General features: G+C 69.2%; 6 protein-coding genes and 6 pseudogenes. 9 read left to right on the top strand and 3 right to left on the bottom strand.

The window, feature by feature from the left end:
* Positions 1–79: 79 nt before the first annotated feature.
* Positions 80–330, top strand: a pseudogene (locus tag IE294_RS48800) (transposase family protein); the annotation flags it as partial.
* Here IE294_RS48800 and IE294_RS50050 read toward each other — a convergent pair.
* The gene (locus IE294_RS50050; protein ID WP_359837313.1) at positions 266–616 is read right to left on the bottom strand and encodes a helix-turn-helix transcriptional regulator; all 351 of its coding nucleotides are present in this window, start codon (positions 614–616) and stop codon (positions 266–268) included. The pseudogene IE294_RS48800 and the gene IE294_RS50050 overlap by 65 nt on opposite strands.
* 1,117 nt (positions 617–1,733) lie before the next feature.
* Here IE294_RS50050 and IE294_RS50045 point away from each other — a divergent pair.
* From IE294_RS50045 to IE294_RS45405, 4 genes and pseudogenes are all read left to right on the top strand, one after another.
* Positions 1,734–2,141 (top strand): annotated as a pseudogene (locus tag IE294_RS50045) (ROK family protein); the annotation flags it as partial.
* The gene (locus IE294_RS48795; RefSeq protein WP_268252876.1) at positions 2,140–2,517 is read left to right on the top strand and encodes an ROK family protein; all 378 of its coding nucleotides are present in this window, start codon (positions 2,140–2,142) and stop codon (positions 2,515–2,517) included. The pseudogene IE294_RS50045 and the gene IE294_RS48795, both read left to right, overlap by 2 nt.
* A gap of 144 nt (positions 2,518–2,661) precedes the next feature.
* Positions 2,662–2,862, top strand: a complete 201-nt coding sequence (locus IE294_RS45410; RefSeq protein WP_189895188.1) for a hypothetical protein — start codon at positions 2,662–2,664, stop codon at positions 2,860–2,862.
* A gap of 1,332 nt (positions 2,863–4,194) precedes the next feature.
* Positions 4,195–5,448 (top strand): lanthionine synthetase C family protein, encoded by a 1,254-nt coding sequence (locus IE294_RS45405; RefSeq protein WP_189895187.1) that lies wholly within the window; start codon positions 4,195–4,197, stop codon positions 5,446–5,448.
* A gap of 99 nt (positions 5,449–5,547) precedes the next feature.
* Here the strand turns inward: IE294_RS45405 and IE294_RS45400 are convergent, their stop codons facing one another.
* On the bottom strand, positions 5,548–8,628 hold the full coding sequence (locus IE294_RS45400; protein WP_189895186.1) for a lantibiotic dehydratase: 3,081 nt from the start codon (positions 8,626–8,628) through the stop codon (positions 5,548–5,550).
* Between the two features lie 163 nt (positions 8,629–8,791).
* Positions 8,792–8,914 carry a hypothetical protein gene (locus IE294_RS49265; protein ID WP_268252875.1) on the bottom strand — a complete coding sequence of 41 codons (123 nt, stop codon included), beginning with the start codon at positions 8,912–8,914 and terminating at the stop codon, positions 8,792–8,794.
* A gap of 195 nt (positions 8,915–9,109) precedes the next feature.
* Here IE294_RS49265 and IE294_RS45395 point away from each other — a divergent pair.
* From IE294_RS45395 to IE294_RS48785, 4 pseudogenes are all read left to right on the top strand, one after another.
* A pseudogene (locus IE294_RS45395) lies at positions 9,110–9,205 on the top strand (IS5/IS1182 family transposase); the annotation flags it as partial.
* Between the two features lie 1,208 nt (positions 9,206–10,413).
* Positions 10,414–10,677: pseudogene (locus IE294_RS50040) on the top strand (transposase); the annotation flags it as partial.
* A pseudogene (locus IE294_RS50035) lies at positions 10,637–11,056 on the top strand (IS3 family transposase); the annotation flags it as partial. The pseudogenes IE294_RS50040 and IE294_RS50035, both read left to right, overlap by 41 nt.
* A gap of 145 nt (positions 11,057–11,201) precedes the next feature.
* Positions 11,202–11,429, top strand: a pseudogene (locus IE294_RS48785) (hypothetical protein); the annotation flags it as partial.

Below are 11,429 nucleotides of genomic sequence, written 5' to 3'. Positions count from 1 at the left end.
GACCGCGACCATCTACCTCGCCGGACTCCACATCGCGGGCATCTTCCTCTGATCCGCCCGCCGGTCCAAACGAAACCGCCTAGCGCCCGCACTTCCCGGCCGCGCTTCCGATCTGAGCGCCACGCGCACCCACCGGATCATCAGGAGCCGAGAGCGGTAGGGCATCCCGGTCTTCGCTGTTTGGGCTCACATGGCAGCCGGTCCGTGGGTGACGACGCGGCTCCGACGCCCACCGGGCGGTGGCTTACGTCGACTCGGCAATCCGTCAACCGCGCCCTGCCTGTGGCCCGGGCGCTGGCCGAGTGCGGTGCCGCCCGACTGAAATGCTGGAGCTCACGACTCGCGCTGGGGTAATACCGAAGTGGACTCGGAATGCGCGAATGAAGTGGCTGCTGTCCGCGAAATGCCAGCGCTGGGCGAGCTCGGACACGCTGACTTCACCGTGGCCGGAGAGAAGAGCTTGCCGTGCCTGCTCCAAGCGTCGACGACGTACATACCCCATGAGCGACTCCCCGGTGCCCGTGAAGGACCGGTGCAGTGTGCGGACCGATACATTGAGTCCCTTCGCGATCACGGTCGGGCTGAGACCCCCTTCCCCCAGGCGTTCCTCGGCCATTCGTAGGGCAGCAGCCCGCAGGGACCGACGGTCGTTCACACGGAAGTCATTCTCGTTCGAGTACCGCAACTTTTGACCTTTCGAGTCATGGAGACAATCCTCGACCCCCGTCTGGCCGCTGTGATGGCACCGGCCGGATTGTTTATCAGGATTTCGGAGAAGCAGGGCAGGTATGCCGCGTGGCAGTACCAGGGGTCCACAGACATCCGTTATCCGACTAACCCTCCGCAGCGGCAGTGCACCAGGCTGCCAAGGCGGTATGGGAAGTCGGAGAGGGTGTGCGGCCTGGCTGCTCGTGGCGGCGGCGCACAGATCGGCTGCCAGGTCTGTGGGAGGCTTCGGAGTGTTCGTGGACGGCTGTCGGAAATCACGTCCGATGCCCGGTCCCGGCGGTGTGACGCGAGGTCACGCATAGCGGCCGAGAGATGTACGCGGACGCCAGGAGAGCAGCCACGATCATGGTGAGCCGAACATGTGAGAAGTATGCGTGTTCCCTGAGTGAGAATCCGTGATGTCACCGGCCAGCCTTTCACTTCGGAGTGTGAGAGACCTTGGATCTTCTTCAAAAGTTCCTGTGCTGCGCAGCCTGAGCGGCCACCCACATCATTGCTGAAACAGCAAGGTGTGACACTGTCCTTGGGCCATGCCGCCAGGGCGGCCACTCACATCATTACTTGGAGACCAAGGTGTGAAACGCTGAAGGTGCGGCGAGATTGCGCCAAAACGCTTTCGAGCGCATTGAACGCGCAAATGGGACTTGGAGGACAGGTGGCCCGCTTACGCGGCTCAGTGCGGGTGTGACGCTTCGTCGTTGCCACGTACACCCATGCGCAGCTGTCATGCCAGGTAGTGCCCCAGTTATCAAGCCGAGGGCGGTCGACCCCACCTCATGCAGAGGAATGGCAGGGCTGCCGCACCAGTAGAGAAAGGCCACCAGGATTGGCAAGATATGCTTGATAAAAGATTCTCCAAATCTCACCTGATCTGTGGCTGAAACCGACCCGTGATCGCGTCCCGCCGGGACCGAGTACCGGACTGACAGAGCGCCGACCGCCCCTGTGACGGTCCTTCGCACAGCGGACTTGAGTCATGGCGTTGCGTCAGTACGAGGAGTTGCATGGTTCGATCACCCGACGTTCGGGACAGAACGCGTACTGCGGTCGTCGAGCACGTGGAGTGGACCTCCATTGCGCGCCTCGCACAGGTACCTGAGCAGGGTGAGGTGGTCCACGCCGACATCGTCCGGGAGGGCCCGGCCGGCGGTGGCACCGTGGCCGCGGCACACCACGTCGCCGTTGGCGAACACTGGGCCGGCGCCGGGCTCGACGCCCGAAACATGTTGGACCCCACCGTGTCGACCGGCGTGAGCGGCGGGCTGATCCCGGACGGCCGCCCCTGGCCCGGACCGTCCGGCAACGTCGGCCACATCGGACACGTGGTCGTCGATGCCGACGGGCCGGACTGCCCGTGCGGGAGGCACGGATGCCTCGAACTGATCGCCAGCGGTACGGCGCTGGTGTCCCGTGCCCAGAGGCCGACTGGACCCGCCCGGGAGCCGGAGCGACCACCGCGGGCCCCACCGCCGCGGCGAGCAGGGGGGCCCGGTGGCCTCCCTGCTCTTCGCCGAAGGAGGACGGGCACTGGCCGCGGCCCTCACTTCCTTGTGCGCCGCCTGCCACCTCGACCTGATCGTGGTGGGCGATGGCGTGGCCGAGGCCGAGACCCTGCTCTTCGACGCCGTCGACGCCGGGATGCGCGAGTTCGCCGGGCTGCCCTTCCTGCGCCGCGTGACCGTGCGGCGCGCCCGGCTCGGTGCCGACGCCGGGCTCGTCGGCACCGCCGCAGTCCCGCACGTTCCACAGCGGTATGCCACCGCAGCGGTGCTTTCGCCCTCCGTCTGACGCCTCGCTGTCTCGATCGAGTGCCGCCTGCCGTCCGACGCGGGGCGCTCTCACGTCCGCATCACCGACGTTCCATCCTCCATCCCGAGGAACTCGTCATGGCGTCAGCGGTCGAGGACACCCCGGCTTCATGGGGCGCGCCCCTTGCTCCGGGACGACTGTCGCCCCTCGGAACCGGTCGCCGGGTTCGCCTGCATCACGTTCCAGAGCGCGATGACCGCCGGGCGGTTCACCGGCGACCGGGTCGCCGATCGCTGCGGGCGAGCCACGGTCGCTCGCGGCTCCGGCCTGCCCATCGCGGTGGCGATGGTCTGCGCCCTGCCGCCCCCTCGGCTGCCGCAGTGATCACCGCCCTCGCCTGCGCGGGACTCGGCGCCGCCACGTTGTTTCCCGGCCGCGATGCATGCGGTCGGGAACAACCCCGCATCCGAAGCTGGGACAGGACCGCTGGCGTCTCATGGCCGGCTCGGGTCGGCTTCCCTGCCGTACCTCCGTTCGTCGGACCGCTCGGTGACCGGGTGAGCCTGCGGGCCGGGGCGTCGGTGGTGGTCGTCGCCGGCCTGGTGGCCCTGATCGTGGCGCAGGGCCTGACCCACGGTCGGCCCGGCGAGCCTGGTGGTGCGGTGTGGGCCGCGGGTGCGACCGGACATGGGGTCGCGAGGAGCGCCCCACGCCGCAACCTCCGGGTGGTGGCCGGACCATCCCGGGTGGCGGACCCACGGTGACCGACATCGAGTGCGCGGCGCTCGGGACGCTTCAAAGACCGGTCCCGGTACTCCGGTCGGCTTTGTGGCGTCACCTGCTGGTGGGGTGAAGTGGTCCGGTGGCACGAGGCGGGATCGGCGATGCTCCTGACATCGGCTGCTGGGGAGCGGGACACCAGCCGGACGACCAGGCGCCTTGCCACGTCACCGGGTGCACCGGTCAGTGGGCCGTCGCACACCCGGTTGCGCCTTCGGTGCGCCGGTGTACGCGACCTGGCCGTGGCGTGGGCTCGCCCGCTCCTTGTCCAGGGCCGTTGGCGCGGGTTACGTCTGCTGTGCAAGCCACTCGTCGAAGTGGGCTTCGCCGATGTGCGCGTTCGGGCCCGGCAGCAGGGTGTCGTCCTGGATCTTCAGTCGCCACCGTGGCCCGGGATGCCCGCGACCGAGGGCGCCGCGGTAGGTGGTGAACAGGTCATGCGCGGTCAGCCCGAAGGACCAGCCGTCGGTGCACCAGGTGGTGCTCGGTCTGAAGCAACCCCGGTCCCAGGGCCGCTTCCGCTACCCACCGGCCCGAATCTCGGCGGACCGACTGTCCGCTGCCTTCTTGATGTGGTGGGGTATCATGACGAGTACTCACCTTCGCTATGTCTTCATGCGGTTCAGGCGTAACGGAACGCCGACTGGACGGGACCCGTACCGTCATCCCGCACTACCAATCAGCGAGCAGCATGGCACGTGAGATCGCAACTTACAATGGCACACCGTGTCACATCGGAGACCTCGTTAGAGCGCTGCCACTGCGGCTGCCGCAGGGCGATGTACTCCACCGGATCCCGGTGTGCGGCACGAACAGGATCCCGCACAGCGCCTGCCGGTCCGTGGTGGCAGTGTGTTCAGCCGAGACCGAGACCGATGCGGTCCGCCCGTCTCCGCTGCCCAGGCGACAACCCCACACACGTTGAGGAGACCCACCATGCCCACCGTCATACCCACCGCCGTGACCGCTGCGGCACTCACCGCTGCCGACGACCTGGCCCGCATGCTGTCCGACCCGAACACCGTACTCTCCGCCCATCCCCAGCTCGGCCACCGGTCGCAATCGCTCTCCCATGGAGCCACGGGGATCGCCCTGCTGCACATCGAGCGAGCCCGAGCGGGCCGCGGTGATTGGGCCACGGCACACACTTGGCTGACCTTCGCGGTGCGGGGACAGGTGTACGCAGGTGTTGACGCGAACCTCTTTCACGGGGTACCCGCGCTCGCCTTCGTCACCCACCGGGCAGCCGTCGGGGCGGACCGCTACCAGCGTGTCCTGGACCGTCTGGACGCCGCCACCATCACGGTCACCCAGACATGCCTGGCCGAGGCGCACCGGCGCATGAACCGCGGCGCGAACCCGGAACTGGGCGAGTTCGATGTACTGCGGGGCCTGTCGGGCCTTGCTGCCTATCATCTGAGCCGGCATCCGGATCACCGGATCACGCGGGACGTGCTGTCCTGTCTGGTGCGCGAGACGGAGCCGTTGCCGAGTGCGCCGGCCGAAGTGCCGCCTTGGTGGACGAGAAGTGCGCCGGACGGCTCACCCAGCGTCGAGTACCCGTACGGACACGGCAACTTGGGCATGTCCCACGGCATCGGCTCCGTGCTGTCCGTCCTGTCCCTGGCGCTGCTGCGCGGCCACGGCGTCCCGGAGGCGGCCGACGCGGTGCGACGTCTCTGCGCCTGGACGGACGAGTGGCGCCAGGGCGGTCGGGCCGCCGCGTGGTGGCCGGCCGTGGTCACCTCCGGCCACCCGGCCGGTGACCGTCCGCCGGCGGGGATGCGCAGGCCCCGGCCCTCGTGGTGTTACGGCGTCGCCGGTACGGCACGGGCCCAGCAACTGGCGGGCCGCGCCCTGGGCGACGCCGCCCGTGTGTCGACCGCTGAGAATGCCCTGTTGGCGGCCCTGCGTGACCCGGTCCAGGTGGACGAAGTCTCCGGGATCGGGCTGTGCCACGGCCTGGCGGGCCTGTTGCAGTCCGCGGTGCGCATGGCCGGAGAGACGGGCAGCGAGGCGATCGCCGCCGCGTTGCCGCATCTGGCCGAGCGACTGGTCGCCACCGCCGCTCGGGGAGGGCACGGTCCCGACTTCCTGGAGGGGAGTGCGGGGGCGGCCCTGGCGCTGTACACCTTCGCCGCGAACGGCGGGGCTTCGCCGCACTGGGACTCCTGCCTGGCGCTGGCCTGAGCGTGCAGGGGCGGAGGCCGGCCGTCGCTGGGAAACGTGCCGGGCCGCCGGACGCCACGGCGGCGGTGCGATGGCCCCGAGATCTCGTGGCTGCCGCGGTCAGCCCGCTCGGGCGGGACCCGCCGGACCGGGCATCCCTGCTTCCCGGCGCGCGGCGCGGCGCCGGCCGACACGCGCCTCCACCGCTCCACGAGCCAGCGCGTACACCCGGCGCTCGTCGTCGGGGTGCTTCAGCCGCCTGTTGCAGTGCATGTGAACCAGGGAGCCCAGCACATCCCCGGAATGGGGCTCACCGTCCCGTTCGGCCGCGTGATAGACCGCTGCGGCGTACTCGTCGAGCTTGGCGAACCATTCCTCCACGACACCCGAGACGGGCCCGGGCGGCTCATCGAACGAGATCCGCCGCAGGGCTTCCGTACGCACTGCGGTGAACGTCTTGTGCAGACGCTCGTTCTTCGGGAAGACGTCGAGGAACCACCTTTCCCAGTCCTCGGTCCGGTCCACGCAGCGAGACACGGCCGCGTGCCCGTGTCCCGCCTCGTGGAACCGGCGTACGAGGGACACCACATCGGCCGCGACGTCCAGCGGCGTGTCGAGTCCTCGCGCCAGCCGGTCCAGGGCGAGTCGGCTGTCCGCGCAGAAGAACTCCTCCGCGCGCGCGATCAGCGACGGCCCGCCGTACCGCTCCACTTCGGCCCGGTAGGTGTGCAGGGCGCAGTCGCTCGCCAGTCCTGCGGCCATCAACTCACGGCTCCAGGAATGGAGTTCCGGCAGCACTCGCCGGGCAAGCACCGCGGGGTCCCCGTGGAACCGCAGCCGCAGATGAGGACGCCTTGTGTGTTCCTCCGCGTAGCGGATGAAGAACCACGTCCCGATGTCCTCACCGAGGCGACGTACGAAGGGAGCGAGCCGGTCGAGGACCTCCTGCTGGGCATCGGCCGAGCAGTACAGATGCTGCGCCACCCAACTCCCCCCTGGCAGATGGCGCATGGCGTCGTCCCTGGCACGGGGCGCGCGGAGCGTCGTGGTCCGCACCCGAGGCGCCGGATCGGCCGGATAGACGGGAACGACGATCTCCGCCGAGTAGCCGCCCCCGGGACCGTGCAGCCAGCCCGGGTCGTAGTCCGGCGAGGGTTCCTCCTGCAAGACCACTGTCTTCTTCGCCGCCGCTTCGCGGAGCACGTGGCTGTCCGGTTCGGTACGCAGGTCAAGCAACAGGTACTGGTCGCCTTCGACGAGGCGGACCAGGTCGGGCACGTTCCAGCGGCGGCGCCAGCCGGCCAGCGCCTCCTCGGGATCCCGGCCCTCCAGGTCCATGACGGTCAAGCGCCAGGTCGCGAGGTGCAGCACCGTACGTCCGTACCGCACGCCGGGCAGGAAAGCCGAGCGGTGCAGAGGTTTCCAGCTCCAGCCGGAGAGCTGACGACGCCCCAGCGTGGGTGCCTCCCGCAGGAAGCGGGCGATGTTCGGAGCGAACTCGGGAACCAGCAGATGGGGGACGTAGGGGGAGATTTCCCTGCCCGAGGCCCGGTCGTACAGGTGAAAACCTTGCAGGTCGGCACCGACCAGTACGTCGTCCAGGCGCACCCGGCCGGGGGCTTCCAGGTCGTCGTAGAGACCCACGGAGAGGGAGTGTTCACCCACGCGGGGTACGGCGGCGATATCGGACCCGGCGTCGCCGTGGGTGGCGTACATCAGCTGCACCGGCAGCACACGGTCGCCATCGGGGTAGGCCCGCTGGACCGCCTGTGCCGTAGTGTCGGTCGCGTCGAGCAGGTGCGCGAACCTGCCCCAGGAGGCGCCGGCCTGGGGACTCACGAGGGGGGAGAGGAAGAGTGTGAAATCGCTGTGCTCGACGGCCGTCAGTGACGGGGCGTGAAGCGTGGCGAACAGCTCGGCTGACCGAGGCAGTTCACCCGCGGGGTGGGCCAGGGAAGCGATCAGTTCGTCGGTGAGTTCTACATGTCGGCGCCCGGCGGCCACAGCCTCCGTGACCAGGCCCGTCAGAACGGCAACGCGTGCCGGGTCGTCCGGGGCCGCGGACGGTAGGACCCGGTGACCGGCGGGCCACACGTATCCGGCCGGCGCCCCCAGTCCCCTGTCCGGGTTCAGCAGTTCGGCGACTGGTACCAGTTCGCCCTGGCTGTACCGCTCCAGGAACTCGGTATGGTAAGCGCGCAGCGCGCGCTGCGCCGGCTGGTCCGGATCCGAGAGGCGCCAGAGCACGGTCGCGGCGCGCTCGATCTCATGTGCGACGCTGTGCGGCAGTCGTACATCGGCATCCAGCGCCAGATCGACACTGGCCGAGCCGGTTGAGCCGACGCCGCGGTAGAGCGCGGACAGGGCGCTGTAACCCTCTCCGACCGGCTGCTTCCCGTAACTCTCGAAGAGCTCGTGGAAGCGGCGCCCTTCCGCCCATTGCGGATCGCGTTCCACTGCGTGCGCCAGGGGGTCCGCCGTGTCCGGCCCTGGGCGTGTGTCCGTCACCAGCACGTGCAGGGCGACGAGTTGCTCCAACAGCTTCCACAGCTTCTCTTCGGATGCCGAGGGGAACCGTCGGCCCAGCCGCTCGCACAGGTACCGCGCCGGTACCGGTCGGCTCGCCTCGCACAGCACCATGTCCACCGCGGCGGTCCTGCGGACCTTGCGACGCACGACCTGGCCGCCCTGGGCGACATGCACAACCACATGCGCTCCCTGGACGAAGGATGTGTTGTTCACCATCACACGGACGTCGGTGAACCCCGCAAGGCCCGTCAGGCGCATCCTCCGGTCCAGGACCTCGCCGAGCCAGGCACGGCGAGGTCCAACGCGTTTGCGGTGCTCCTTCCCCAGCGTCGCGGAGGCGGAGTCACTGAACGTCCCCAGGGCCACCCCTGCCCACAGGCCGAACGGTGTCGCCCTGGTGCCGCTGCGCAACACATACCGTTTCAGTCCACGCAGCGCCTTGCGCATGTCCTTGTCCGACAGCTGGTGTCCTGCGGCCGCTGCCTGGGCCGTCGCGGCCAGGGAAGGGCTGGACACCAGGACTGCCTCCCTGAACACCGGGTCGGCCCATGGTCCGAGAGGGCCGAAGAACGCGTCGGCGCCGATGTCGCCGGCCCGCCGGGCGGTGTCCGCCGGCGCGATGGGCGCGCGCACCATGAAGACACCGGCGGACGTGAAGAGTGACTGTTCCATGTGTCTCTGTCTGTCGGGGGGTCGATTGCCGCCGATACGTGCGTGAACAGACGGAGAGCGAGTGAACGGCCTGCCATGTTATGGTCCGCCGCTCACCCGCTCCCTGTCCTGCCCGGCTTCCCCTCGCTACGGAGCGGACGCGGGCTTCAGACTGCCGAGTGTGTTACCAGTCGCAGTGCATGCTGCCCATACCCGAGCTGAAGCTGCGGGTCTCAGCGGCCTCCGAGAGGAACTCGTCGACGAAAACGATCTCGAAGTCCTCGTTCAGCTGGTCTTCCGTCTGCATGTGCCTCACCCATTTCGAGTCAGCGAATTTCACAACAACGTGGCAACCATATCACTGCGCTACATGCACCGTGTGACAAGTTGTGTCCGGTCCCGGTGGGAAGTTGACGTGTGCTCTCTTCGGTGCCTCGATGTCAGGGCCTGCGGGGGTCAGCTGAGACCGTGTCCTATCTGGTGAAACGTCGTTGAACTCGGCATGGTGCGGGGTACGCGGAGTCGGATCGTTCCGGACGGGCTGCGGGGGATCGCGAAGCCACTGATCCCGCCGTCGAAGGTGCGACCGCAGCGCGGCGCACTGTCCACCGCCACGAACCCGCCCGCACTGCCTGCGCAAGCTGCGGCCCGTTTCGGTGAGGCCTTCGCACACGCCTTCGTCACCCACCTCAACGAGACCGGCAGCGCCACTGAACGGGCCGCGCTGCGCGAAGCGGGCCATGCCTACGGGCAGGCGCTGTTCCATGCCCTGCCCCCGCACAGCAGCCGCACCACCGCCGATACCCCTGCCCGGACCTGGGCCTTCCCGCAAGCGCCGTCGTTCCCGCCTCCGTACGCGGCATCCTGAGCGAACTGCCCAGCGCCATCCGGCAGCAGACCGCCCGCACCGTCCAATGGCTATACAGCGGCGCCACGCTGATATCCCGGCGGCGCCCTGGAAGGTGCCGACGAATCCGCCTCCGGCGCCCTGGCGACCCGGCCCTGACCGGCCAGGCCGGCGCAGACCCCGTCACCTTCGTCGACGGCCTGTTCGCCGGCATCACCCAGCCCGCCCTCACCCGCAGCGCCGACAAAGCCCTCAACGCGGTCGACAACCTCGAAACCCTCCGATCCACCGATCCACCCACGCCCGCACAGGGCGGCGCGGGGCCGAACCGAGTTTCCAGAGCAAGGGCCCGTCCGGATCGCGGGCCGTTCGTGTGTGTCGCCGTCCTCGTGGTGCTCGCCGCGTCGGCCCGTCCGGCCGGACGGCGGCCAGGCCGATCTCGGTGCCGTGGCGGAGGCACGAGGGGGGTGGGGCCATTCCCCGAAGCCTGCGCCTTGCCGACCACTCCAGAGAGCTGGTGCCGCCTGCCGACCCGTCTTTGTCCGCGGCGACCATCCGCAGAGCCGAGAACCGTCGAAGTGCCTGACCGCAGAGCCGCCCTCACGAAGCGAGGAGAACGCGCTTGCGCAGGAGCGAGAAGCCAGCGAGGCCGGACATCTGGCGCTTCAGCATCTTGATCCGGTTGACACGGCCTTCGACAGCGCCCGAGCTCCGGGGCAGGGTGAGGACCGCGATGACAGCATCGCGGTCCCGGTCGATGCCAGCGGCGAGCGTACGGGGCTGGGCAGGTCCTCCTACCGGACGGCGTCGAGCCAGTCCGGCAGACGCTCTCCCCGGCGGCTGGTGAGCATGCTCGCGAAGGATCGGACGTCGCGCGTGAGGGCGTCCGGTTCGGGACAGTGTGTCCGGACGGCCTTGAGTACACGGGTTGCCCTGCGGGCTGTTGAGGTTCCCCCGGGATGCGGAAGTGGGTGACAGGGAGTCAGATGGGTCTCGTGGGAGGAGCCCGGACGATGCCTGCGCCGAGGAAGTACCCGCTGGAGGAGCGTGAGCGTGCGGTCCGGATGTACCGGACCGCCGAACCGGAGCCCGTGATCCGCCGCATGGCCGAGGAACTCGGCGTGCACCACGAGGCTCTGCGCAACTGGATCCGTCAGGCCGAGGCCGACGCCGGCGAACGCAATGACATGCTCACCACCGCAGAGCGGGAGGAACTGGCCGCCCTGCGCAAGGAGAGTGTCCAGCCCAAGCGGCCGAACGAGGTCCTGCGGACGGCCTCGGCGTTTTCGCGGCCCAGCTCGGCCCGACCCGGCCCAGGTGACCGCGCTCGTCGACGCGCACCCGCGCCTGGGGGTCGAGCCCGTACTCCGGGAACTCTCCATCCCCTCCTCCACCTACTACCGCTGGCGCCGGGCCGAGAAGGAACCGTGCGAGCGGCGCCGCCGGGACGCCGGGCTGACAGGCATGATCCGGCAGGTCCACGCCGACTCCGGCGGGATCTACGGCTCACCCCGCGTGCACGCCGTCCTCAGGCGCGAGGCCGTCCCCGTCGGCCGCAAGCGTGTCGAACGGCTCATGCGCCAGGGCGGCCTCGCAGGGATCATCCCGCGCCGGGGCAAAAGTTTCACCCGCCGGGACCCAGACGCAGAACTCGCCCCTGACCTGGTGCAACGCGACTTCATCGCGAACGGACCGAACCGGCTGTGGGTCACCGACCTGACCGTGATCACGACGCCTGGAGGGGCCGTTGTGGCTGTCCGCGATCCGCGACGCGTTCTCCCGCCGGGTGGTGGCCTGGGAAACCTCCGCTCGTGCGGACGCGGACCTGGTCCTCACCTCGCTGGAGTACGCCCTGGCCAGCCGCGAAGTCGCGTCCGGCGAGCTCGTCCACCACGCCGACCACGGCTGTCAAGGCGAAATCAACTGGTCGTCGCAACACCTTCTGATCACGGAGGTGTGCAATGGGACGACCGAG

The sequence above is a fragment of the Streptomyces canarius genome (assembly GCF_014650735.1).
GTDB lineage: Bacteria > Actinomycetota > Actinomycetes > Streptomycetales > Streptomycetaceae > Streptomyces > Streptomyces olivaceoviridis.
The sequence above is the reverse complement of the archived record's forward strand: the minus strand, read 5'-3'. Positions and strand labels throughout refer to the sequence as shown.